The organism is Blastomonas sp. 34TW, assembly GCF_059803595.1.
This window is the reverse complement of sequence record NZ_JAPFGW010000013.1, coordinates 31,219-53,897: the sequence shown is the minus strand read 5'-3', so window position 1 is coordinate 53,897 and position 22,679 is coordinate 31,219. Positions and strand designations below refer to the sequence as shown.

Here is a 22,679-nt window from a genome sequence, read left to right as displayed (position 1 = left end):
GCGCTCCGGGCTTGCGGCCCGTGCTACGGCAGGCAGGATCACCGTGTTTCGCGCACCGGGCACTCACATACACCCGGCCAGCTTTATGATCAATGACGCGGGGCTTCACGTGCCCTGCAACCCAGTTTCCAGCGCCCTGCAGGGGCGGGGGAAAAGGCGCGCCAACGCCTCAAGCCGACGGATACGACCCGCCATGACCGACCTGGTCCATAACCCGGTCATCCCGCCACTCGCATGCAAGCGGGTGGAACATAATAGGAACATCATGCAAGAGTCGAGTCCCGAATCCGCTCAGGTCCAAGGCCTGGCGCGGGTGCAGCCCGTCCATCCTCCCGCTGCCTATATCGGTGGCAAGCGCCTGCTGGCCAAGCGCATCGTGGCGCGCATCAGCGCCACGCCGCATACCGGATATGCCGAACCGTTTGTCGGCATGGGAGGCATTTTCCTCCGCCGCGACATGCGCCCGAGCGCCGAGTTCATCAACGACTGGTCGATGGACGTCGCGACGTTCTTCCGAATCCTCCAGCGCCACTATGTCGCCTTCATGGACATGCTGCGCTTCCAGCTCACGACCCGCGCTGGGTTCGAACGGCTCGCGGCCACCGATCCGTCCACGCTTACCGACCTCGAGCGCGCGGCGCGCTTCCTCTATCTCCAGCGGCTCACGTTCGGCGGGAAAGTCGCCAGCCGCACTTTCGGCGTCGATCGCAACACCCCAGCCCGGTTCGACGTGACCAAGCTCGGCAGCATTCTTGAGGCGATCCATGAACGGCTGTCGTCAGTCGTCATCGAGCGTTTGCCCTGGGCGGATTTCATCTGCCGCTATGACCGGCCTGGCATGCTGTTCTACCTCGACCCGCCATACTTTGGATGCGAGAACGACTATGGCAGGGACGGCACTGGCGCGCCGCTCTTCGATCGCTCACAATTCACGAAAATGAATATCCTGCTGGGGCAGCTCAAGGGGCGGTTCATTCTGAGCCTCAACGACACCCCCGAAGTCCGATCGATCTTTGCTGGCTTCACGATCGAAGACGCGGCGACGGCTTATTCGGTCGGCGGAGGCGATCGCCAGAAGCCGGTCAACGAGCTGATCATCACCGGGCCATAATTGGCCAAAATACCGTGCGAGAGAGCGTGCGAGAGAACGTGCGAGAGAGCCGATGCCTGATATGGCAAGAAACCCGGTACCATCGGGCTTTCCACCAGGTGCGCGCTCGAATCCCTTTCTCTCGCACATCGCTGGGTAGCCTAACGGATTTCTGCGGGTTTCAGAGGGCGATTGGTGCCCGATGGCGTCTGCGCTGGCCAAAAATGCCCGAAGGCCCTCCAGCGTGGCTCAAATTGCCGAGATGCCCGGATTTCTGCGGCCCCGCGTCCCGGCAAGGCCCAAAATGTCCCGCTGATCCCGCCACCCGTATTTATGGCCAGTCACATGCAGCCAGCCGGTTGTCGGCACGCTTGACAGTTGCGCCCGTTGCGGGTGGGGCGTTAACCAGTGGACGCGCCTGTTTCCGGGCGCTTGCGACATCTGGCAAAGCGCTTGCTTAACCATCAGGCATGAAGTGTCTCGGAATGAAACCCGGCATAAGCGAAAGGTTGAAGGTCGTGCGCCGCATCGCCGTCATCCTGCCTGGCATTTCCCTGGCCACGCCGCTGGAGGCCAGTCCGCTGAGCCGGATCACGCTCGACGGGCTGACCCGCGCCGAAGGCATCCGCAGCTGGATCGAGATTACCGAACCGGGCAGCGTCGGATTGCTATGCATGGGCATTATCGGCTTGCTGGTCGGACGCTGGGCGGCCGGTCGCAACCGCAAGGGCCCGCCAAAGCGCTGAGCGCGCTTGACGCACGCCCGCCTCCGTCGCAGAGCGTCGAGATATGGCAGACCCGATCATCGCAAGGCTCGAAGCCGTCATCGCAGAGCGCCGCAAGGCATCGCCCGACAGCAGCTATGTGGCCAAGCTGACCGCGCGCGGCCGCCCGCGGATCGCCCAGAAGATCGGCGAGGAAGCGGTCGAGGCGGTGATCGCCGCGATCCAGGGCGACGCCAGGGGTGTGGTCAGCGAAAGCGCCGACCTGATCTTTCACCTGCTGGTCTTGCTCGCCGATATGGGCCTGACCTGGGCCGATGTGCTTGCCGAGCTCGATGCGCGCGAAGGCACGTCCGGCATTACCGAAAAGCTGTCCCGTCCCAAGGAGTGAAGAGCATGCCGATCGATCCCACGCTGCCTTATGACGACCAGAACATCTTCGCGAAGATCCTGCGCGGCGAAATTCCCTGCACCAAGGTGCACGAGGATGATCACATCCTCGCCTTCAAGGACATCAACCCGCAGGCGCCGACGCATGTGCTGGTGATCCCCAAGGCACCTTTCGTGAGCTGGGACGATTTTTCCGCGCGCGGCACCGACGAGCAGATCGCGGCGTTCGTCCGCGGCGTCGGCGAGGTGGCGCGGATGCTCGGATTGGTCGAGCCGGGTTACCGGCTGCTCGCCAATATCGGGCTGGATGCACATCAGGAGGTGCCGCACCTTCATGTGCACCTGTTCGCCGGAAAGCCGCTCGGCCCGATGCTGATGCGCGGCTGACATCGCCTCTTCTCAAGCCTGCGCCATGGGTCTAGTCTGGCTCAAGCGGGCGTGAGGGAGGATCAAGATGCTGCGATCTCTGGCCGTGCTGTGCGCCGCCGGGTGCATGACCGCGCCCGCCCTGGCTCAAGCCAGTGTGCCGTGCGAGACGATGCTCGGCGACCTGTGGGGCGAGACGGAGCCGCAAGCCGGTACTGCCACCGTGGACGGCACCACACTGCACAGCCCGGCGGATCTGGAAAAGGCAGTCGGCAAGGGCGCGATCGTTCAGGGCGGCAAGTTCGCCGGTTGGGATTTTCGTCGGCTCTCACTCACCAACGCGTGCTTTGTCGAGGCTGACCTGCAACGTAGCCAATGGGATGACGCGCGCGCGCCTGGCATTGGCTTCATCAAGTCCAACCTGACAGGTGCCTCGCTCGTCGGCATCAAGGCTCCCGGCATCCTGCTTCGCGACGCTAATCTCACCGACGTGCAGGCGATGAAGGCCGATCTCAGCGGCGGGAAGCTGGAAGGAGGCTGGTTCGAAGGGAGCATCGATGGCCTGAACCTTGACGGCGCGAACCTCTCTCGCTTCGATTTTTCGTGCGGCATTACCCTGTCTGATGGTTGCCCGCTTTATGGCAGCGACAAGACGATGTCGGCGCGCGGCGCCAATCTCACGCGGGCGAAGCTCAGCAGCTTTCATCGCTACGGGCTGAGAGATATCGCGCTGGAGGATGCCATACTCGATCGGACCGAAATGTCGCCGGCGCAGCTCGCAAGCCTGAAGGGCCTGGTGATCAGTCACCCCCTCGTGCTCGTAGGCGGTGACAACCGGCTGGAGCTGACTGCTGCAGAGGCCCAATCCCTGACGGATGACGTCGCCATTGCCGATCCGGCCGTGCGCGACCCTTCCTTTGATTGCAGCAAGGCAACAAGTGTTGCCGAAAGGACCATCTGCCTGCCCGACAATCGCGATCTGGCCGATGCCGACCGGCTGCTCGCGCGCACCTTTGCTCAGGCGCGCAAGGCGAACCCGGGCTTGGTCGCAGAGCAACGGCAATGGCTCAAGCAGCGCGACGGCTGCATGAGCGAGGAGTTTCCTTCCGACTGCCTGCGCAATGCCTATGCCAGGCGACAGGGGCAATTGCTGGGAGCTTTGGGCGAGAGCAATTGGCTAAAGCCGGGCGAGGCGGCCCTGTTCATCGATGACGAACTCCCGGTGAGCGAAGCGATGCGGCGGACAGCTTTGTTCGCGCGGCTGGCTCCGCTGCTGGCACAGGCATCGATGGGCTATGCCTATGTCGAACGTCGGCCCGACGGTGGCTACGATGCGAGTGGCGAATCCGTCGGCGCGAATGCGCACACATGCACCCTGGGCGCGAGCGGGTTGAGCCTTGATCCGCTGACCGGCTGGTACAGCGTGCGAGACAGCGAGAGCAATCGGCGCATCAGGGTGATGCAGATCGACGGCGACTGGCTGCGCATCTTCGCCGACGGCCATCCCTATGGAGAAGAGGCCGAGGGCTCGGCGGATTATGCCAGCTGCGGCGCGCGCGCGTCGTTCGGACCGATGCGGCGGATCGCGCTGCCTGCGGATATTCTAAAAAGCTATGCCGAACGGGCCGCAAGCGAGCAATGACCGGCCCGCGATGCGACAGATGGGTTATAACCCGGTTGCCACCGCGTGAAAAGCCGCTAATCCTGTGCGCCACAGGGGGATAACCCCGGGACGCAACCGGCTGGCTACAGGCTCGCCAAGGGTGGGAAATCAAGAACATCATGAAATTTGCGCGTGTCAAACCGCTGGACGCCATTCTGGCGACAGCCAAGAAGAAGTCGCTGCATCCGACCCTGGGTTGGTTTCAGCTGACCCTGTTCGGCATCGGCTGCGTGATCGGTACCGGTATTTTCGTGCTGACCTCGGCCGGCGCCCAGAAGGCCGGCCCCGGCCTGATGCTGGCCTTCGCGATTGCCGGCCTGATCTGCATCGTCGCGGCGCTCTGCTATGCCGAAATCGCCGCGATGATCCCTGTCGCGGGCTCTGCCTACACCTATACCTATTCCGTCATGGGCGAGCTGCTCGCCTGGACGGTCGGATGGGCCCTTGTCCTCGAATATGCGGTCGCGGCGAGCGCGGTGTCGGTCGGGTGGTCCGGCTATTTCACCGGGACGATATTGAACGAGTTTTTCGGCATAACGCTGCCGACCTATCTCACCGCAGGACCGCTCTGGCTGGGCGGTGCTCCTGGCGGTTTCGTCAATCTGCCCGCGATCGTCATCGCGCTGCTGGTCACCTGGCTGTTGATGATCGGCACCAGTGAATCGGCCAAGGTCAACGCGGTGCTCGTCGCCATTAAGGTGACCGCGCTCACGGCATTCATCGTGCTGACGGTCCCCAAGACCGAGATGGCGAACTTCAACCCGTTCCTGCCCGCCGGTATTTTCGGCGGTTTCGGATCGGGCATCGGCGCGGTGGGTGCTGCAGCCACCATCTTCTTCGCCTATGTCGGCTTCGACGCGGTCTCGACTGCGGCCGAGGAGACCAAGAACCCGCAGCGCAACGTGCCGATCGGCCTGATCGGCAGCCTCGGTTTCTGCACCATTTTCTACATTCTCGTTGCCGCCGGTGCCGTCGGCACCATCGGTGGTCAGCCGATCCTCGGCCCCAACGGCATTCCGTTCCCCGCAGGGTCGGAAGAGCTCGCACGCCAGTGCGCGCTGCCGCAATATGCCGAGATGCTGGTCTGCTCGAACGAGGCGCTGGCGCATGTGCTGCGCGAGATCGGTTTCAGCGCAGTGGGCAACATGCTGGGCATCGCGGCATTCGTGGCGCTGCCTTCGGTGATCCTGATCCTGCTGTTCGGCCAGACCCGCATCTTCTTCGTGATGGCGCGTGACGGCCTGCTGCCCGAAGGCCTGTCGAAGATTCACCCCAAGTGGAAGACGCCCTATGTGGTGACCGCGATCACCGGCGGCATCGTCGCCTTTGCCGCGGCCTTTCTGCCGGTGGGTCAGCTCGCCGATATCGCCAATGCCGGGACGCTCTATGCGTTCATGATGGTGGCGATCGCGGTGATGATGCTGCGCAAGACCGATCCGAACCGCGAACGCCTGTTCCGCACGCCGATGCTGTGGCTGGTCGGCCCGGCGACGATTGCGGGCTGCATCTTCCTGTTCCTCAACCTGCCGTTCGAGGCGATGATCGTGCTGCCCGCCTGGGGCGCAATCGGCCTGGTGATCTATTACCTCTATGGCTACAAAGCGAGCCATCTGGGCAAGGGCATCGTCGAGGTGCCCGAGGATGATCCGGGCGTCGTCTCGCATTGATGCAAAAGAAAACCCCGGCGCGATCCGCCGGGGTTTTTCTTTGGGCTCGGGCTGTGAGCCTTACATCGGCGATTTGGGGCAAGTGCCGGGACGACGGAACAGCCTGCCTTTTTCCGCCCAGAGGATCACAACCAGAGCGGCGACGCCGCAGCTGAAAAAGCCGACGGCCATGGGCAGCGTCGTGCCGTCAAACGCCTGACCGACAATCGCGCCGATGCCTGCGCCTAGCACCGTGCGAAACGCCATCTGGAACGACGAAGCAGCGCCCGCCATTGCGCCAAACGGCTCCATGGCAATCGAGCTGAAATTCGCGCCGATAAATCCGACCATCGCCATGTTGAGCGCGACGATCACCAGAAAGAGCGCCATCGGCTCGCCCGGCACATTGGCAGCGGCGATCTGCAGCAGCGAAAGCACCAGAAACGCCATCAGCGCCGAATGCGACACCCGTCGCGCACCGAAGCGCTCGACGATCCTGCTGTTGAAGAAGTTCGACACCGCCATCGCGCCTGCCACGGCGGCAAAGGCATAGGGGAAGATGGCTTCGGCATCGAACACGTCGGCAAAGACCTGTTGCGAGCTGTTGAGAAAGCCGAACATGGCCCCAACGAGGAGACCTGCACCGGCAACATAGCCAAAGCCCTGGCGGTTGAAGATCACCTGGAACCAGGTGCTGCCGATCGTGTCGAGCCGGATGGGGATGACATTTTCGGGCCGCAGCGTCTCGGGCAGGCGCAGCCAGACCCAGATGGCGACCGCGCTGCCCATCACCGACAGCAGGATGAAGATGAACTGCCACTGCGCGAAATAGAGGATCAGCTGCCCTACGGTCGGCGCGAGCACCGGCACCGCCATGAACACGATGAAGATGATCGACATGAAGCTGGCCATCCGGTCGCCAGAGAAGATGTCGCGGATGACCGATACCACCAGCACGCCCATGGCCGCAGCCGCAAAGCCCTGGGCAAAGCGCAGCAGGAGCAATGTCTGGAAATCAGGCGCAAAGGCACAGGCCCCGCCGAAGATGACGTAGAAGACCAGGGAGCCGAGCAGCACCGGCTTGCGTCCGACCTGGTCGCCGATGGGACCGTAGAACAGCGAACCTATCCCCATGCCCATCAGATAGCTGCTGATCACGAACTGACGGTCGTTGGCGCTCGCGACATCAAAGGCGGCGCCCAGCGCGGGAAAGGCCGGCAGGATCGAATCGATCGCCAGCGCATTCAGCGCCATCAGCGCGGCCATCATCGCCACCAGTTCGCGCGTTCCCATCGGGAAAGTGCCGGTTTCGCTCGGAATTGCAGACGTCGCCATCTTCAAGGTCTTTTCATTGTGCATCGCATCATAATGGGCTTCGGGACGGTGATTGCCAACCGCACGCGCGATTTCTATTTTGCCTCAACCCATGGAAGGCCCCGCCGATCCCCTTTCGCGCAAGATCATCCATATCGACATGGATGCCTTTTTCGCGAGCGTGGAGCAGCGCGACAATCCGGCGCTGCGCGGGCTTCCCGTGGCGGTGGGTGGTTCGTCGCGGCGCGGGGTGGTGGCAGCGGCCAGCTATGAGGCAAGGGCATTCGGCGTGCGATCGGCCATGCCTTCGGTGACCGCACAGCGACGATGCCCCGATCTGGTCTTCGTCAAGCCGCGCTTCGATGTGTACCAATCGGTCTCGCGCCAAATCCGCGATATCTTCGCCAAGCATACCGATCAGATCGAACCGCTCTCGCTCGACGAGGCCTATCTCGACGTCACCGCCAACAAGCAGGCGATCGCTTCGGCCACCCATATTGCCGAGATGATCCGCGCCGATATTGCCCGCGAGACCGGGCTGACGGCCAGCGCGGGCGTGTCGTACAACAAGTTCATCGCCAAGCTGGCGAGCGACCAGAACAAGCCCGACGGTCTGTGCGTCATCCGCCCCGAACAGGGGCCGGGCTTCGTCGCCGCATTGCCGGTCAAGCGCTTCCACGGGGTCGGCCCGCGCACCGCCGAGAAGATGGCGGCGCTTGGCATCGTCACCGGCGCCGACCTGGCGGCCAAGTCGGAACAATGGCTGCTCCAGCATTTCGGCAGCTGGGGCAGCTATCTATTTGGCGCGGCGCGCGGTATCGACAATCGCCCGGTCCGTCCCGACCGCATCCGCAAGTCGATCGGCGGCGAGCGCACCTATGGCGAGGATATCTGGACCGAAGACGGGCTGCGCGCCGCGCTCGAGAATGTCGCGGATATCGTCTGGGAGCGGGTCGAACGCGCCGAAGGCCAGGGGCGGACGGTGACCCTGAAGGCACGGTTCGCCGATTTCCACACCATCACCCGCGCGCGCACCTTGCCCCAGCCGGTCGAGGGCAGGGCGATGTTCGGGCAGATCGGCCAATCGCTGGTCGATCAGATCCTGCCCCTGCACAATGGCGTGCGCCTTCTCGGGCTGACGCTCTCGGGCCTTTCGCGCGCGGGAGACGAGGACCCGCAGGATGAGCGCCAGCCCGAACTGCCCTTCGCCTGATTACCATTCGCCCGGAGGGGGCAGCCCTTCGCGTATCTCGATGACCCTGCGCCGCGAAGCAGCGGTGAGAGCATCTGGCAGCGCATCGAGCGGGAAGAACCGCGCCTCCAGGAGTTCCCCCGCATCGGGCCTGGGGTCATCGCGGGTTTCACCGACGATGACGGTGATATGATCGGGGAAGCCTTCGCTGTTCGAAAGGAACTCGCCGTGCACGCGCACCTTGTCGAGACGGCATCCGGTTTCCTCCAGCGCCTCGCGGATACCCGCTTCCAGCGCCGTTTCCTTCCGCCCGACGCCGCCGCCCGGCAGCATGTACCGGTCGGTGGCGACATAGCTGTGCCGGATCAGCAGCACCTCGCGGCCCCGCAGCACGACGGCCTTCACACCGCGCGTCCTGATCTGGAACGCACGCCGGAAGAACAGGCGCACCCGGTGCGCAACGATATAGCCAAGGCGGAGCGGGGTCATGCCGCCGCTCCGAACCTCAGACGTCCAGATTGGCGACGTTCAGCGCATTTTCCTGAATGAAGTCGCGCCGCGGCTCGACGACATCGCCCATCAGCTGGGTGAACACCTCGTCCGTCACATCGGCATCCTCGACCTTCACCTGCAGCAGCGAACGGTGGTTGGGATCGAGCGTGGTTTCCCATAGCTGCTCGGCGTTCATCTCGCCCAGGCCCTTGTAGCGCTGCACCGCCAGCCCCTTGCGCCCGGCCGCGAGGATCGCATCGAGCAGCGCAGAAGGGCGGTTGATGACGAGACCGGTGGCGACCACCGCTTCTTCGGCATCGTCCTCGCCCGTCTCGGCGTTCGAAGCTGCGGCCGAGCTGGCCTTTACCAAGCGGCTTGGGTTCAGATAGACATCCGCAAACTCGCCCGCGACGCGGTGGAGCTTGCGCGCCTCGGCGCTGTTGAGGAACGCGAGATCGACGACATGATGGTCGGTCACTCCGCGCCAGAAGCGCTGCAGGTGATAGCCGCCCTCGGCCGAAATCTCGCCCTGCCAGCGTGCTTCGGGATCGGCTCCGCCCATCCACTGCGCGGCCTTCTCGACCGCTGCCTGGCGATCGCCCTGCGGCATGTCGGGCGTCAGCGCGCCGGCCAGCGCGAGCCCTTCGACGATCAGCGGATCGTAGCGCCGCGGGATATAGGTCATCAGGCTCTTCATCCGGCGGGCATGCTCGATCAGTTCGCGCAGATCCTCGCCGCCGCGGGCCCCGCCAATTGTTTCGAGCACGCGGCCCTGCAGCCCGGCATCGACCAGATACTGGTCGAGCGCGTCATTGTCCTTGAGGTACACCTCGCTCTTGCCCTTGCTCACCTTGTAGAGCGGCGGCTGCGCGATGTACAAATGCCCGGCGCGGATGATCTCCGGGATCTGCCGGTGGAAGAAGGTCAGCAGCAGCGTGCGGATATGCGCGCCGTCGACGTCTGCGTCGGTCATGATGACGATCTTGTGATAGCGCAGCTTTTCAAGGTTGAAATCGTCGCGGATGCCGGTGCCCATCGCCTGGATCAGCGTGCCGACCTCCTTGGACGAGATGATCCGGTCAAAGCGCGCGCGCTCGACGTTGAGGATCTTGCCGCGCAGCGGAAGGATCGCCTGATAATGCCGGTCGCGGCCCTGCTTGGCCGATCCGCCTGCCGAGTCACCCTCGACCAGGAACAGCTCGGACTTGGCAGGGTCGCGCTCCTGGCAGTCGGCAAGCTTGCCCGGCAGCGAGGCAATGTCCATCGCGCCCTTGCGCCGGGTGAGCTCGCGCGCCTTGCGGGCGGCTTCGCGCGCGGCTGCGGCATCGATGATCTTGGCGACGATCGCCTTGGCGTGCGCGGGGTTTTCTTCCAGCCACTCGGCCATCTTGTCGGCCATCAGGCTCTCGAGCGGCTGGCGCACTTCGGAGCTGACCAGCTTGTCCTTGGTCTGCGAGCTGAACTTGGGATCTGGCAGCTTGACCGAAACGATCGCGGTCAGTCCCTCGCGCATGTCATCGCCGGTGAGCGAGACTTTCTCCTTCTTGAGCAGCCCCGACTTCTCCGCATAGCCGTTGAGCGTGCGCGTCAGCGCCGCGCGGAAAGCCGCAAGGTGCGTGCCGCCGTCGCGCTGCGGGATGTTATTGGTGAAGCACAGGACGTTTTCGTAATAGCTGTCATTCCATTCGAGCGCGACGTCGATGGTGACATCGTCGCGCGAACCCGAGATCGCAATGGGATCGGGCATCAGCGGCTGCTTGTTGCGGTCGAGCCATTTGACGAACGCAGCAATGCCGCCTTCGTAATAGAGGTCGTGCTCCTTGGCCTCGGCATGGCGTTCGTCGCGCAGCACGATGCGCACGCCCGAATTGAGGAAGGCGAGTTCGCGATAACGATGCTCGAGCTTCTCGAAATCATATTCCTGCACGTTCTTGAACGTCTCGCCAGAGAACAGGAAGGTGACCTGCGTGCCCTTCTTGCCGTCGGGGGCAGGGCCCATCACCGCCAGCGGCGCTTCGGCATCGCCATGGCGGAAGCGCATCCAGTGCTCCTGCCCGTCGCGCCAGATGCGCAGCTCGAGCCATTCGGACAGCGCATTGACGACGCTGACGCCGACGCCATGCAGACCGCCGGATACCTTATAGGCATTGTCGTCGCTGGTGTTCTCGAATTTTCCGCCCGCGTGCAGCTGGGTCATGATGACCTCGGCGGCCGAAATACCCTCTTCGGGATGGATGCCGGTGGGGATGCCGCGGCCGTTATCCTCGACCGTCACCGAATTGTCGGGGTTGAGCGTGATCAGCACGCGGTCGCAATGCCCGGCCAGTGCCTCGTCGATCGCATTGTCCGACACCTCGAACACCATGTGGTGCAGGCCCGAACCGTCATCGGTATCGCCAATATACATGCCGGGGCGCTTGCGCACGGCGTCGAGGCCCTTGAGAACCTTGATCGAGTCTGCGCCATAGCTGTTGGTGTTGGCGGGGTTCTGGTTGTTTTCGGTGGGGGTATTGCTGGTATCTGTCATGAATTTGCCATAGCCGCGCGCCCGCCGAAACCCAAGCATTACCGGTCGGTTTTGCACATATTTTCGATCACGCCCAGGCAGGCATCTTTCCCGCATCCATGGGCTCGACGCAGCTTGCTTGAATGCGGACTGCGAAGGCTTTAGCAAGAGACCATGAAAGCTGCCCTGCTGCCCCTCGCCATCGCCCTGACGCTCGCCGGTTGCGCCGATCCCGAGCCTGCGCAGAAGCGCGCTCCCGGCGGCGTGCAGGCGGGCGAGCGGCTTGATGCAGCCGAGCCCAGCCCGACCGCGCGCGCGGTCAATATCGGCGAGGGCGGAACGCGCTTTGCCGCCTGTCAGGGCCGCGGACGCGTGGGCAATCTGCGCGGCGGCAAGTTGGCGGTACGCGATGCACCGTTCGACGATGCCAAGCAGATCGGCGAACTGACGGAGGACGCGCACGTCTTCATCTGCACCCGCAGCCTCGACCAGCAATGGCTGGGGGTCGTGGTGGCGAGCGAGGACGGGACCAAGCCGGTGCCTGCGGCTCCCACCACTGCACCAGCGACCCAAGCTGAAGCAACGCCATCCGCGCCGGGCGTCGATTGCGGCGTCACCGCTCCCGTGCGCGGCAAGCGCGCCTATGCCGGCCCTTGCCAGAGCGGCTGGGTCGAGAGCACCTTTGTCGCGATGGTCGCGCGCTGACCCGCTCAGCACTTGACGTTCACGATAACCTCTTTCCTCGCGCGCTGCCGCTCGGCATAGTCTTCGCAGCGGCAGGGCAACTGCCAGTGGGAGAGGCATGTCATGGATATTCGCGCAGAGCTTGAGCAGGAATTCGGCAACTGGCCCGGCATCATCGCGGCCTGGGGTCAGCAGCGCCCTGACGCTCCTGCGCTTGATGACGGGACGAGCCAGATCGCTTGGGCCGAGCTTTCGTCGCGCGTTGATCGTATCGCTGCACAATTGCTCGCCGATGGCTTGCAGCGTGGCCAGGCGGTTGCGATTTTGGGCACGACGTCGGTCGCCTATGCGCTCGCCTATCTCGGTGCGATCCGGGCCGGGGGCTGTGCCGCGCCGCTCACCACCAGCGCGACGCCGCGCCAGCTCGCCAACATGCTGGCGGATTCGGGCGCGATCCATCTGTTCATCGACCGTGAGAAACGCGCAGAGCTGATCGCCAGCGGTGTCGATCTGGGCAGTGCGCGCCACATCATGCTCGATGCGGCTGACGGCGATGCGCCAGCGATGGACAGCTGGATGGCTGCGGAGGGCACCGCCCTCGACATCGCCCCGCCAGAACCGGGCGATCCGTTCAACATCATCTATTCGAGCGGAACCACCGGCACGCCCAAGGGCATCGTCCATTCGCACGCCATGCGCTGGCGGCAGTCGGTCGCGGGCTTCCAGTCGATCTACAGCGAGAACGCGCGCTCGATCCTCTCGACCCCGCTCTATTCGAACACCACGCTGGCGGTATTCCTGCCGACCGTGGTGCATGGTGGGCTCGCGCGATTGATGGGCAAGTTCGATGTCGGCCAATGGCTCAAGGCGGCAGAAGCAATGCGCGCGACGCACACGATGCTGGTGCCGGTGCAGTATCAGCGGCTGCTCTCCGATCCCGCATTCGATGCGCATGATCTGTCCTCGATGCAGATCAAGTTCTGCACCAGCGCCCCGTTCAGCGCCGAACTCAAGGCCGAGGCGCTGCGCCGCTTCCCCGGCGGGCTGGTCGAAATCTACGGCATGACCGAAGGCGGCGTCGTCTGCATGCTCCAGGCGCACAATTTCCCCGACAAGCTCCATACCGTCGGCCAGCCGGTCAAGGGGCACGAGCTCAAGGTGATCGACGAGAATGGCAACGAGCTGCCCCCCGGCTCCAAGGGCGAGATGGTGGGCCGATCACCGACGATGATGAGCGGTTACAAGAACCAGCCCGACAAGACGCGCGAAATGGAATGGCGCGACGCCGATGGCCAGCTATGGTTCAGGATGGGCGATATCGGCATCATGGATGAGGACGGCTTCGTCCAGATCGTCGGCCGCGCCAAGGACATGATTATCTCGGGCGGTTTCAACATCTATCCCAAGGACCTGGAAGAGGTGCTGATGCAGCAGCCCGGCGTCGCCGACGCGGCCGTGGTCGGCATGCCGTCCGAACGCTGGGGCGAGACACCGGTCGGCTTCGTCGTCGCCGCGCCGGGACATACGCTCGACCTCGGCACCCTGCTATCGGACGTGAACGCCGAGCTCGGCAAGACCCAGCGCCTGTCCGCGCTCTACCCGATCGAAGAACTCCCGCGCAGCCATATCGGGAAGATCCTGAAAACCGACCTGCGCGCGATGCTGGCTGAGACTGCAGGCTAGACTCGAACGGGTAGCCAAACTATCGGCTCATCCATGACCATCGCCCATGACGAATCCGTGCTGATTGTCGATTTCGGCAGCCAGGTGACGCAGCTTATCGCCCGCCGGGTGCGCGAGGCGGGGGTGTATAGCGAGATTGCCCCGTTCAGCAGCGCCGAGGCCGCGTTCCACCGGATGAAGCCCAAGGGCATCATCCTGTCGGGCGGGCCTGCATCGGTGACCGAGGATGGCAGCCCGCGCGCACCAGAGGCGATCCTCAACTCGGGGCTGCCGATCCTGGGCATCTGCTATGGCCAGCAGGTGATGACGCAGCAGCTCGGCGGCACGGTCGAGGGCGGCGGCGAGAAGGGCGGCGAGTTCGGCCGCGCGTTCATCGAGATTACCGACCGCTGCCGACTGTTCGACGGCCTGTGGAAGGAAGGCGAGGCGCATCAGGTCTGGATGAGCCATGGCGACAAGGTCACCGCGCTCGCTCCGGGCTTCCGCTCCGTCGCATCCTCGCCCGGCGCGCCCTATGCGGTGATCGCCGATGACGAGCGCTGCTTCTACGCGATGCAGTTCCACCCCGAAGTCGTCCACACGCCCGATGGCGGCAAGCTGATCGCCAATTTCGTGCGGCACGTCTGCGGTTGCCGCGGCGACTGGTCGATGGCCGAGTTCAAGGCTGCCAAGATCGCAGAAATCCGCGCGCAGGTGGGCAGCTCGCGCGTGATCTGCGGCCTTTCGGGCGGGGTCGACAGCGCGGTTTCGGCGGTGCTGATCCACGAGGCGATCGGTGACCAGCTGACCTGCGTGTTCGTCGATCACGGCCTGATGCGCATGGGCGAGGCCGATCAGGTCGTCAGCCTGTTCAAGGGCCATTACAATATCCCGCTGGTGCATGTGCAGGCCGAGGCGCTGTTCCTGGGCGGTCTGGCGGGGGTCACCGACCCCGAACAGAAGCGCAAGTTCATCGGCAAGACATTCATCGACGTGTTCGAGAGCGAGGCGCGCAAGATCGGCGGGGCCGAGTTCCTGGCGCAGGGCACGCTCTATCCCGATGTGATCGAGAGCGTCTCGTTCACCGGCGGACCTTCGGTGACAATCAAGAGCCACCACAATGTCGGCGGGCTCCCTGAGCGCATGAACATGAAGCTGGTCGAGCCCCTGCGCGAGCTGTTCAAGGACGAGGTGCGCGCGCTGGGCCGTGAGCTTGGCCTGCCCGACGTGTTCGTCGGCCGCCACCCGTTCCCCGGCCCCGGCCTCGCCATCCGCATCCCCGGCGAGGTGACGCGCGAGCGTTGCGACATCCTGCGCAAGGCCGATGCGATCTATCTCGACGAGATCCGCAATGCCGGCCTGTACGACGCGATATGGCAGGCCTTTGCCGTGTTGCTGCCGGTCAAAACCGTCGGCGTGATGGGCGACGGGCGCACCTATGACAGCGTCTGCGCGCTGCGCGCTGTCACCAGCACCGACGGCATGACCGCGGACATCTATCCGTTCGATGCCAGCTTCCTGCAGCGCACCGCGACGCGGATCATCAACGAGGTCAAGGGCATCAACCGCGTGGTGTACGATTACACCTCGAAGCCGCCCGGCACGATCGAGTGGGAATGAACCTTATCGCAGCCGCTTGACGAAAAGCCCGCCATTGTCGCGCCGCTCGGTGACGAACTGCGGCGAAGCCTCGAACATGTCGAGCAGTCGCGCAAAGCCGTGGTTTCGGACGTCGAAGCTGGACCGATTGCCGGCCAGCTTGCCCACCTCGCTCAGCGAGGCGAAGCCGCGTTCGTCGCGCTTGCTTGCCTGATAAGCGTCGATCAGCAGCTTGATGACATCATCGTCGATGGGGCTGCCACCCGCGCTAGGCTTCGGGTCGGGCTTGGACGGCGCCCTGGATGACGCAGCGATTTCCGCTTTCTTTTCGGCGCTCTGCACTTTGATCAGAGCGTTGACATCGATGAAGCGGGTGCAGGCCTGCTTGAACGCCTCGGGGGTCTTTTCACCCCCAAAGCCATAGACCGGCAGACCATCCTGCCGGATGCGCTGCGCAAGAGGCATGAAATCGCTGTCCGAGCTCATGATCCCGAACCCGTCGACCCGACCCCGGAACAGCAGGTCCATCGCATCGATCGTCATCTTCATGTCGGTCGCATTCTTGCCCTTGGTCAGATCGAACTGCTGCTGGGGCTCGATGCCGAACTTGTGGACGATATCCGCCCAGCCTTTGAGTGCGGGCTTGCGCCAATTCGCATAGGCCCGGCGGATATTCACGGTGCCCAGCTCGGCCAGCACGGTCAGCACCGGGTCGATGCCTGCCGGGCTGGCATTGTCGGCATCGATCAGCAGGGCGATATTGGGGGGGGTTTCTTTTGCCATGGCAGACGGTGGCCGCTGCCGCGCTCAAATGCAACGGGTCATGGCACCAGCCACTGGCCGTGCCAGCTGCCATCCGGCTGCAAGCGGAAGATCGCGCGGCGATGGCCGGTGTGCGCGAGGTGGAGGAATTCGATCGTATCGATCTGGGCCAGCAGCACCGCGAAATTTGCGCGGCCGGGGGCGACTTCGGCATCGTCCTCCGGCTTGCGGCCCTCGATATCGGCAGGCAGGCCCGATATCGGCATGTCCGATAGCGTGCCCGGTGCGGGATCGGCGAGGTAGCACCGGCGCGCGAACAGCGTCGCGTCGTTCCAGGCCTTATCTGCCGTTTCGCCGTCCGTCTCGATCCGTCCGGTGCCCGACAGACGGAACTGGCGCTTCGCTCCCGGATCATAGGCGAGCACCGAGATCGGCGCTCCATCGCCAAGCTCGTCGACCTTTGCAGCTCTGGAGTCGGTGTGGAAGCGCAACGTTGCTGTCGCCGGATCGAACGCGCGGAGCACCATGACGCGCTGGCTGGGCGTGCCATCGACGCGGACGGTGCCGATCACCGGCGTGTGCATCGCGCTGCGGCGGTCCTTGCTGGCGCGCCCGAGACGGCGGAAGATGTCGGCGCGCACCTCGTCCAGATCGTCGATCACCTCATCCAGCGGATTCATCGCGGCACCCCTTCTTCTTGCGAGAAGCCGATCTAGTCTCACCCCAAGCTTTTACCAGTGGAAGTGCGCTTGCCCCTGCGCTAAAGCGCGCAGCATGAACGAGATCACGCCCATCGAGACGCCCGAAGGCCGACCGGCCCGTGTCCGCAAGCCCGACTGGATCCGGGTGAAGGCCCCAACCAGCAAGGGGTTCAACGAGACGCGCAAGCTGATGCGCGATCTCAACCTCAATACTGTGTGCGAAGAGGCGGCCTGCCCGAATATCGGCGAGTGCTGGACCAAGAAGCACGCCACGGTGATGATCCTGGGCGACGTCTGCACCCGCGCCTGCGCCTTCTGCAACGTCAAGACCGGCATGCCGCGCAAGGTCGATGTGAACGAACCGCAGCATGTCGCCGATGCCGCCGCGCAGATGGGCCTCGAGCATATCGTCATCACCTCGGTCGACCGCGACGACCTGGCTGACGGCGGCGCGAGCCAGTTCGTCAAGGTGATCGAGGCGCTGCGCCGCACCACGCCGAGCACCACGATCGAGATCCTCACGCCCGATTTCCGCAACAAGCACGAGGCGGCGGTCGAAGCGATCGTCGCGGCGCGGCCCGATGTGTACAACCACAATCTGGAAACCGTCCCCCGGCTCTACCCGACCATCCGCCCCGGCGCGCGCTATTACGCCTCGCTGCGCCTGCTCGAGATGGTGAAAAGGCTCGACCCGTCGATCTTCACCAAGTCGGGCATCATGTTGGGCCTGGGCGAAGAACGGCTCGAGGTGCACCAGGTGATGGACGACATGCGCTCAGCCGATGTCGATTTCCTCACCATGGGCCAGTATCTGCAGCCGACGCCGCGCCACGCCAAGGTGATCGATTTCGTCACCCCCAAGGCGTTCGATGCCTATGCCGCGATCGCGCGCGCCAAGGGCTTCCTGCAGGTCGCATCAAGCCCGCTCACGCGCTCCAGCTATCATGCCGGCGAAGATTTCGCCGAGATGCGCGCGGCGCGAGAGGCGAAGCTGGCCAAGCAGGCGGCGCGCTGAGGCGATCATGCCCTCGCACCGCGAAACCCGGCATCTGCCCTTCCGGCCCGACCAGATGTACGATCTGGTCGCCGATGTCGCGCGCTATGCAGAATTTCTGCCCTGGGTGATCGCGACCCGTGTCAAGTCGGATAGTCCGCACGAGATGGTCGCCGACATGGTCGTCGGCTTCAAGCAGCTGCGCGAGAAGTTCACCTCGCGCGTGCGCAAGCAGCCGGGTGAAAAGATCGAGGTCGAATATCTCGACGGGCCGCTGAAGAATCTCGAGAATGTGTGGCAGTTCGCCAGCGACGGGCAGGGCGGCTGCACGGTCGATTTCTATGTCTCGTTCAACTTCAAGAACCGGTTGTTCGAATCACTCGCCGGACAGTATTTCGACCGCGCCTTCCGCAAGATGGTGAGCGCGTTCGAGACCCGCGCGGCCGAGCTTTACGGCAGCAGCAGTTCGAGCGCCACCATCGCCGCTTCCTGACGGATTTCGGAGCGGCTGAGCGAGGGATCGAAATTCTTCTGCTCGGCGCTGATGTCATTCTCGTTCTGACCGCGCAGCGCGCAGGCGAAGACCACCGTTCCCACCGGCTTGCTTTCCGATCCGCCACCCGGCCCGGCAATGCCGGTGATCGCGACCGCGACATCGGCATCCGAATGCTTGAGCGCGCCGCGCGCCATGCCCCAAGCGACCGCCACCGACACCGCACCGAACGTGTCGATCAGTTCCGCGCTGACGCCGAGCGACTCGATCTTGGCCTCGTTCGAATAGGTGACGAAGCCACGCTCGAGCACGCCGGAGCTGCCGGGGATCTCGGTGATCGCTGCGCAGACGAGGCCTCCCGTGCAGCTTTCGGCCAGCACGACCTTGCGGCCGGCAGCGGCATTTTCCGCGACGACGCGCGCAGCAAGATCGGTCAGCGCAGGCGGGAACAGGCTGGTCACTGCTTTTCACCTTCGCAGATCTTGAATGGGGTGGGCCTGGCCTGTCCCGCCTTCTTTCCGCTCTCGCCAAGTTTCAGAAATGCGACCAGCAGCTTGCCGACATTTTCCGGCGGGAGCGGTTCGAGCGCCGAGTAGAATTCGTCGATCGTACCGCAATCCTCGGGCTTGATCTCCTGCTCGACCAGCGCGCTGATCGTCGCGAGCAACAGTGGCCGCACCACGTCCGGGCTGGTGCCCTCGGGGAGTGGAAGTTCGACCGCCGACAGGAAGGCGCGGCCGGCATTGGGCCAGGCCTTGTCCGCTGCGGGACGATAAACCTGCGATATACGGGTGGTTGCGTTGCGCAGCGCCGAGCGCGCGGGGAGATGCGGAGCGCAGGCTTTCTGCGCACTGCTGAGCGCGTCGGGCAGCGCACTGACGGCCACCGACTCCGCTTCCGCCGGGGTGAGGCACTTGGCCACCTGCGCGGCATGCGCAGTCTGGCAGGCAAACGTGGCAGTGACCGCAAGCGCGGTCAGGCTGGGCATCATGCGGCGAAGCAAGCGGGTCATGCACTGGCATCCTGTGCTGAAGGAGAAGGGAAGGGGGCGAGGACAGTGGCGACCGCCTGGGCGGCGATACCCTCGCCACGCCCGGTAAAGCCGAGCCGCTCGGTGGTGGTCGCCTTGACCCCGACCTGATCGGGGTGGAGCTTCAGGATGTCGGCGATGCGGCTTTGGATTGCCAGCTTGTGCGGCCCGATCTTGGGCGCTTCGCAGATGATCGTGAGGTCGATATTGGCGATCTCGGCGCCCTTGCCGCGCACCAGCGAGGCGGCATGCGCAAGGAAGCGCGCCGAGTCCACGCCGCGCCATTGCGGATCGCTCGGCGGAAAATGCTCGCCAATATCGCCCAGTGCCATCGCGCCAAGCAGGGCATCGGTAATGGCGTGCAGCGCGACATCGGCATCGCTGTGCCCGACCAGCCCGCGATCATGCTCGATCCGGATTCCGCCGAGCCAGAGCTCCTCGCCCGCCGCCAAGCGGTGCACGTCATAGCCCAAGCCTGTACGGGGCATGGTGGCGGTGCGCGGAATATCCATTGCGAAATCCTCGGCAAAGGTGATCTTCTTCAGCGCTTCATCGCCCTCGACCAGCGCCACGTCTAGCCCGGCGGCGCGCGCGATCTGGCTATCATCAGTCGCCAGCGCACCTTGGGGCCAGGCGAGATGCGCCGCAAGAAGCGCATCGAAATGAAAGGCCTGCGGGGTCTGAATGCGCCACAGACCCGCGCGATCGACCGCAGCTTGCATCAACCCGCAGTCGCCGCGCGCAAGGCTGTCGACCACGGGCAGCACGGGCACCGCGCCGGGTTGCATGTCCAGCGCCCCGTCCAGCCGATCGAGCACCGCAGCGGACAGGTGCGGGCGCGCGGCATCATGGATGAACACCCGGTCGCTGCCGCCCTGCGCCGCGATCACCATCAGTCCGGCGCGGACGGAATCGCTGCGCTCCGCACCGCCGGTGACAAAGCTGACATCATCAAGCCCTGCCAGCGCCGCCTCGGCCAGCGCTTGCTGCCCTTCGCCGATTACCACCAGGATGGCGCATTCGCGCGACCAACGTGCAAAAGCCTCGACGCTGTGCCGCAGCAGCGGCTTGCCCTGGTGCAGCGCATATTGCTTGGGAATATCGCCCCCGGCGCGCAGCCCCTTGCCTGCCGCGACGATCAGCGCGGTGCGGCGAAGGCCTGGCTGGCCCACAAGGGACGGTGCATCGTTCATCGGGCAGGGCGCATAGACCAAGTGCCGCTTGCTCGCCAGCGGCTTTGCGATTATGTGCGCTGCCTAAATATTAGGCATCATATCCCCATGACCCAAGAACCTCCACTCAAGCCGATCCAGATCGGCCCGCTCCAGATCGACGAGCCGGTGCTGCTCGCGCCGATGACCGGCGTGACCGACATGCCCTTCCGCACGCTGGTGCGCCGCTATGGCTCGGGCCTCAACGTCACCGAGATGATCGCGAGCCAGGCGATGATCCGCGAGACGCGCCAGTCGCTGCAAAAGGCGGCCTGGCACCCGGTCGAGGAACCGGTGTCGATGCAGCTCGCCGGATGCGGCCCCAAGGAAATGGCAGAAGCGGCCAAGCTCAACGAGGATCGCGGGGCGGCGATCATCGACATCAACATGGGCTGCCCGGTCAAGAAGGTGGTCAATGGCGATGCCGGATCGGCGCTGATGCGCGACCTGCCGCTCGCGGCGAAGCTGATCGAGGCCACGGTCAATGCGGTCAAGGTGCCGGTCACGGTCAAGATGCGCATGGGCTGGTGCCATGACAGCCTCAACGCGCCCGAGCTCGCGCGCATCGCAGAAGATCTGGGCGCGAAGATGATCACGGTGCACGGGCGTACCCGCAACCAGATGTACAAGGGCAGCGCCGACTGGGCGTTTGTCGCCAAGGTGAAGGCGGCGGTGAAGCTGCCGGTGATCGTCAATGGCGATATCTGCAGCATCGACGACGCGCGCAAGGCGCTGGAATTGAGCGGCGCAGACGGCGTGATGATCGGGCGCGGTGCCTATGGCAAGCCCTGGCTGCTCGGCCAGGTGATGCACGCGCTGCGCACCGGCGAGACGCTGCCCGATCCCGATCTGGACGAGCAATACGGTGTAATCGTCGAGCATTATCACGCGATGCTCGAGCATTACGGGGCCGAGACGGGCGTCAAGATGGCGCGCAAGCATCTGGGCTGGTATACCAAGGGCCTGCCCGGCTCGGCGGACCTTCGCAACAAGATGAACACGCTCGACAATCCCGACCAGGTCCTCGCCATGCTTGGCGACTTCTACCGCCCCTGGCTGCGCCGCGCCGCCGCCTGATGGAGCCGCTTTCCGGTCTGGCGCCGGACGCCGCCGCGCAGCTGCAGAGCCTGCCGATGGCCGTGCTGATGCTGCACGCAGACCGGACGATTGCAGCGGCCAATGCGGCGGCGGAAAACATGCTCGAACAGAGCGCGCGCCGTCTGGTCGGGCGTCCGCTGTCCGAGTTCCTGCAGTTCGACGATGCCCGGATCGGCGCTGCGCTCAATCAGCCAGATACCAATTTGGCGGCGCACGGCATGCGCGTACACATCGGCCGCACCAGCGTGCGCAAGGTGGATATCTCACTGAGCCCGGTGGGGCAGGGCGAAGGCTGGCAGCTGCTGGTATTGAATGAATCGGGTGCAGGATCGCCGCTGTTCGACAGCGAAGTGGGTACCGAAGGCTTTGCCGTGCGCGGTCCCGACATCCTGGCGCACGAGATCAAGAACCCGCTCGCGGCGATCAAGGGCGCAGCGCAGCTGATCGAGCGCCAGCTCGACGGGGCAGGGCGCAGGCTCTCCGGCCTGATCACCGCAGAGGTGGATCGCATCGCGCTGCTGATCGACCAGATGCAATCGCTCACCCGCCGCACCGCCGCGCCGATGAAGCCGTGCAATATCTACGAACCGCTGGGGCGCGTGCGCGAGATCGTCGAGACCGCGCATCCCGACACCGTGCGCATTGTCGAGCGGTTCGATCCCTCGATCCCGCCCGTGCTCGCCGATTCCGACAATCTGGTTCAGATCCTGCTCAATCTCATCACCAACGCGCGCGAGGCGATGGAGGGGCAGAACGATGCCTGCATTACCCTCACCACCAAGTTCGTCAGCGGGGTTCGGCTGCGCCTGTCGCGCGACGATCGCTATATCCGGCTGCCCGTCGAGATCCGCGTGACCGACAATGGGCCCGGCATCGATACCGATATCGCCGAGGATATCTTCTCCCCCTTCGTCACCACCAAGAAGACCGGACAGGGGCTGGGCCTCGCACTGGTGCAGAAGCTGGTACGCGACATGAACGGGCGGATCGTGCACGATCGGGATTCGGCGGCAGGGCTCACGCATTTCCGCCTGTTCCTGCCATTGGCACCGCAAGAGGGCTGA

22 protein-coding genes are annotated in these 22,679 nt (G+C 64.5%); 14 read left to right on the top strand and 8 right to left on the bottom strand.

Annotation, left to right across the window (positions count from 1 at the left end; translation table 11 throughout):
* Nucleotides 1–85: 85 nt before the first annotated feature.
* The 6 genes from OPU69_RS15845 to OPU69_RS15820 all read left to right on the top strand — a co-directional run bounded on the left by OPU69_RS15845 (nt 86) and on the right by OPU69_RS15820 (nt 5,898).
* Entirely contained in the window at nt 86–1,111 is a 1,026-nt protein-coding gene (locus OPU69_RS15845) for a DNA adenine methylase (protein WP_498512338.1), read from the top strand.
* 464 nt (nt 1,112–1,575) lie between these two features.
* Nucleotides 1,576–1,836, top strand: a complete 261-nt coding sequence (locus OPU69_RS15840; protein WP_060979130.1) for a hypothetical protein — start codon at nt 1,576–1,578, stop codon at nt 1,834–1,836.
* Between the two features lie 43 nt (nt 1,837–1,879).
* A complete protein-coding gene (locus OPU69_RS15835; RefSeq protein WP_060979129.1) occupies nt 1,880–2,203 on the top strand; it encodes a phosphoribosyl-ATP diphosphatase in 324 nt (107 codons plus the stop codon).
* A 5-nt stretch (nt 2,204–2,208) separates the two neighbouring features.
* Nucleotides 2,209–2,589, top strand: coding sequence for a histidine triad nucleotide-binding protein (locus OPU69_RS15830; protein WP_060979136.1), 381 nt, complete (start codon nt 2,209–2,211; stop codon nt 2,587–2,589).
* A gap of 67 nt (nt 2,590–2,656) precedes the next feature.
* On the top strand, nt 2,657–4,210 hold the full coding sequence (locus tag OPU69_RS15825) for a pentapeptide repeat-containing protein (protein ID WP_498512335.1): 1,554 nt from the start codon (nt 2,657–2,659) through the stop codon (nt 4,208–4,210).
* 140 nt (nt 4,211–4,350) lie between these two features.
* On the top strand, nt 4,351–5,898 hold the full coding sequence (locus tag OPU69_RS15820) for an amino acid permease (protein ID WP_060979127.1): 1,548 nt from the start codon (nt 4,351–4,353) through the stop codon (nt 5,896–5,898).
* 60 nt (nt 5,899–5,958) lie between these two features.
* Here OPU69_RS15820 and OPU69_RS15815 read toward each other — a convergent pair whose 3' ends face one another.
* Nucleotides 5,959–7,212, bottom strand: coding sequence for a multidrug effflux MFS transporter (locus OPU69_RS15815; RefSeq protein WP_066114828.1), 1,254 nt, complete (start codon nt 7,210–7,212; stop codon nt 5,959–5,961).
* 91 nt (nt 7,213–7,303) lie between these two features.
* Here OPU69_RS15815 and dinB point away from each other — a divergent pair, with 91 nt between their 5' ends.
* Nucleotides 7,304–8,404 (top strand): DNA polymerase IV, encoded by a 1,101-nt coding sequence (dinB, locus tag OPU69_RS15810; protein ID WP_498512332.1) that lies wholly within the window; start codon nt 7,304–7,306, stop codon nt 8,402–8,404.
* Here dinB and OPU69_RS15805 read toward each other — a convergent pair whose 3' ends face one another.
* Together OPU69_RS15805 and gyrB are read right to left on the bottom strand one after the other, a co-directional pair.
* Nucleotides 8,405–8,872 (bottom strand): NUDIX domain-containing protein, encoded by a 468-nt coding sequence (locus OPU69_RS15805; protein ID WP_498512330.1) that lies wholly within the window; start codon nt 8,870–8,872, stop codon nt 8,405–8,407.
* Between the two features lie 16 nt (nt 8,873–8,888).
* Nucleotides 8,889–11,402, bottom strand: coding sequence for a DNA topoisomerase (ATP-hydrolyzing) subunit B (gene gyrB, locus OPU69_RS15800; RefSeq protein ID WP_498512328.1), 2,514 nt, complete (start codon nt 11,400–11,402; stop codon nt 8,889–8,891).
* A gap of 153 nt (nt 11,403–11,555) precedes the next feature.
* Here gyrB and OPU69_RS15795 point away from each other — a divergent pair, with 153 nt between their 5' ends.
* From OPU69_RS15795 to guaA, 3 genes are all read left to right on the top strand, one after another.
* Nucleotides 11,556–12,086, top strand: coding sequence for a hypothetical protein (locus OPU69_RS15795; RefSeq protein ID WP_498512326.1), 531 nt, complete (start codon nt 11,556–11,558; stop codon nt 12,084–12,086).
* A gap of 102 nt (nt 12,087–12,188) precedes the next feature.
* Nucleotides 12,189–13,748, top strand: coding sequence for a class I adenylate-forming enzyme family protein (locus OPU69_RS15790; RefSeq protein ID WP_498512324.1), 1,560 nt, complete (start codon nt 12,189–12,191; stop codon nt 13,746–13,748).
* Nucleotides 13,749–13,781: 33 nt separating this feature from the next.
* Nucleotides 13,782–15,347 (top strand): glutamine-hydrolyzing GMP synthase, encoded by a 1,566-nt coding sequence (guaA, locus tag OPU69_RS15785; RefSeq protein WP_498512322.1) that lies wholly within the window; start codon nt 13,782–13,784, stop codon nt 15,345–15,347.
* 3 nt (nt 15,348–15,350) lie between these two features.
* On the opposite strand, the gene OPU69_RS15780 is transcribed toward guaA, so the two are convergent.
* Together OPU69_RS15780 and OPU69_RS15775 are read right to left on the bottom strand one after the other, a co-directional pair.
* On the bottom strand, nt 15,351–16,109 hold the full coding sequence (locus OPU69_RS15780) for an NYN domain-containing protein (RefSeq protein WP_060979121.1): 759 nt from the start codon (nt 16,107–16,109) through the stop codon (nt 15,351–15,353).
* Between the two features lie 38 nt (nt 16,110–16,147).
* Nucleotides 16,148–16,768, bottom strand: coding sequence for a pyridoxamine 5'-phosphate oxidase family protein (locus OPU69_RS15775; protein ID WP_498512319.1), 621 nt, complete (start codon nt 16,766–16,768; stop codon nt 16,148–16,150).
* Between the two features lie 94 nt (nt 16,769–16,862).
* On the opposite strand from OPU69_RS15775, the gene lipA reads away from it, so the two are divergent.
* Nucleotides 16,863–17,804 carry a lipoyl synthase gene (lipA, locus tag OPU69_RS15770; RefSeq protein WP_060979119.1) on the top strand — a complete coding sequence of 314 codons (942 nt, stop codon included), beginning with the start codon at nt 16,863–16,865 and terminating at the stop codon, nt 17,802–17,804.
* 7 nt (nt 17,805–17,811) lie between these two features.
* A complete protein-coding gene (locus OPU69_RS15765) occupies nt 17,812–18,276 on the top strand; it encodes a type II toxin-antitoxin system RatA family toxin (protein WP_116968511.1) in 465 nt (154 codons plus the stop codon).
* Here the strand turns inward: OPU69_RS15765 and OPU69_RS15760 are convergent.
* The 3 genes from OPU69_RS15760 to OPU69_RS15750 are packed head-to-tail and all read right to left on the bottom strand — an operon-like array spanning nt 18,234 to nt 20,499.
* Nucleotides 18,234–18,737: a CinA family protein gene (locus tag OPU69_RS15760; RefSeq protein ID WP_060979117.1), complete on the bottom strand. Its 504-nt coding sequence runs from the start codon at nt 18,735–18,737 to the stop codon at nt 18,234–18,236. The two genes, OPU69_RS15765 and OPU69_RS15760, sit on opposite strands and share 43 nt — an antisense overlap.
* A complete protein-coding gene (locus tag OPU69_RS15755) occupies nt 18,734–19,288 on the bottom strand; it encodes a hypothetical protein (RefSeq protein ID WP_498512316.1) in 555 nt (184 codons plus the stop codon). Before OPU69_RS15755 ends, OPU69_RS15760 begins: the two co-directional genes overlap by 4 nt.
* The gene (locus OPU69_RS15750) at nt 19,285–20,499 is read right to left on the bottom strand and encodes a bifunctional 2-C-methyl-D-erythritol 4-phosphate cytidylyltransferase/2-C-methyl-D-erythritol 2,4-cyclodiphosphate synthase (protein ID WP_498512314.1); all 1,215 of its coding nucleotides are present in this window, start codon (nt 20,497–20,499) and stop codon (nt 19,285–19,287) included. The genes OPU69_RS15755 and OPU69_RS15750 overlap by 4 nt, the downstream gene beginning before the upstream one ends.
* A gap of 87 nt (nt 20,500–20,586) precedes the next feature.
* Between OPU69_RS15750 and dusB the strand changes: the two genes are divergently transcribed.
* Nucleotides 20,587–21,594 carry a tRNA dihydrouridine synthase DusB gene (gene dusB, locus OPU69_RS15745; RefSeq protein ID WP_498512312.1) on the top strand — a complete coding sequence of 336 codons (1,008 nt, stop codon included), beginning with the start codon at nt 20,587–20,589 and terminating at the stop codon, nt 21,592–21,594.
* Nucleotides 21,594–22,679, top strand: a complete 1,086-nt coding sequence (locus OPU69_RS15740) for a two-component system sensor histidine kinase NtrB (RefSeq protein WP_060979113.1) — start codon at nt 21,594–21,596, stop codon at nt 22,677–22,679. The genes dusB and OPU69_RS15740 overlap by 1 nt, the downstream gene beginning before the upstream one ends.

Excerpts from the sequence above, each read along its gene's own strand:
- OPU69_RS15840 (WP_060979130.1), top strand. The coding sequence starts at position 1,576 with ATGAAACCCGGCATAAGCGAAAGGTTGAAGGTCGTGCGCCGCATCGCC.
- OPU69_RS15740 (WP_060979113.1), top strand. The coding sequence starts at position 21,594 with ATGGAGCCGCTTTCCGGTCTGGCGCCGGACGCCGCCGCGCAGCTGCAG.
- OPU69_RS15830 (WP_060979136.1), top strand. The coding sequence starts at position 2,209 with ATGCCGATCGATCCCACGCTGCCTTATGACGACCAGAACATCTTCGCG.
- OPU69_RS15790 (WP_498512324.1), top strand. The coding sequence starts at position 12,189 with ATGGATATTCGCGCAGAGCTTGAGCAGGAATTCGGCAACTGGCCCGGC.
- OPU69_RS15765 (WP_116968511.1), top strand. The coding sequence starts at position 17,812 with ATGCCCTCGCACCGCGAAACCCGGCATCTGCCCTTCCGGCCCGACCAG.
- OPU69_RS15755 (WP_498512316.1), bottom strand. The coding sequence starts at position 19,288 with ATGACCCGCTTGCTTCGCCGCATGATGCCCAGCCTGACCGCGCTTGCG.
- OPU69_RS15845 (WP_498512338.1), top strand. The coding sequence starts at position 86 with ATGATCAATGACGCGGGGCTTCACGTGCCCTGCAACCCAGTTTCCAGC.
- dusB (WP_498512312.1), top strand. The coding sequence starts at position 20,587 with ATGACCCAAGAACCTCCACTCAAGCCGATCCAGATCGGCCCGCTCCAG.
- OPU69_RS15835 (WP_060979129.1), top strand. The coding sequence starts at position 1,880 with ATGGCAGACCCGATCATCGCAAGGCTCGAAGCCGTCATCGCAGAGCGC.
- gyrB (WP_498512328.1), bottom strand. The coding sequence starts at position 11,402 with ATGACAGATACCAGCAATACCCCCACCGAAAACAACCAGAACCCCGCC.
- OPU69_RS15750 (WP_498512314.1), bottom strand. The coding sequence starts at position 20,499 with ATGAACGATGCACCGTCCCTTGTGGGCCAGCCAGGCCTTCGCCGCACC.
- OPU69_RS15795 (WP_498512326.1), top strand. The coding sequence starts at position 11,556 with ATGAAAGCTGCCCTGCTGCCCCTCGCCATCGCCCTGACGCTCGCCGGT.
- OPU69_RS15820 (WP_060979127.1), top strand. The coding sequence starts at position 4,351 with ATGAAATTTGCGCGTGTCAAACCGCTGGACGCCATTCTGGCGACAGCC.
- OPU69_RS15775 (WP_498512319.1), bottom strand. The coding sequence starts at position 16,768 with ATGAATCCGCTGGATGAGGTGATCGACGATCTGGACGAGGTGCGCGCC.
- OPU69_RS15825 (WP_498512335.1), top strand. The coding sequence starts at position 2,657 with ATGCTGCGATCTCTGGCCGTGCTGTGCGCCGCCGGGTGCATGACCGCG.
- OPU69_RS15780 (WP_060979121.1), bottom strand. The coding sequence starts at position 16,109 with ATGGCAAAAGAAACCCCCCCCAATATCGCCCTGCTGATCGATGCCGAC.
- dinB (WP_498512332.1), top strand. The coding sequence starts at position 7,304 with ATGGAAGGCCCCGCCGATCCCCTTTCGCGCAAGATCATCCATATCGAC.
- OPU69_RS15805 (WP_498512330.1), bottom strand. The coding sequence starts at position 8,872 with ATGACCCCGCTCCGCCTTGGCTATATCGTTGCGCACCGGGTGCGCCTG.
- guaA (WP_498512322.1), top strand. The coding sequence starts at position 13,782 with ATGACCATCGCCCATGACGAATCCGTGCTGATTGTCGATTTCGGCAGC.
- OPU69_RS15815 (WP_066114828.1), bottom strand. The coding sequence starts at position 7,212 with ATGGCGACGTCTGCAATTCCGAGCGAAACCGGCACTTTCCCGATGGGA.
- lipA (WP_060979119.1), top strand. The coding sequence starts at position 16,863 with ATGAACGAGATCACGCCCATCGAGACGCCCGAAGGCCGACCGGCCCGT.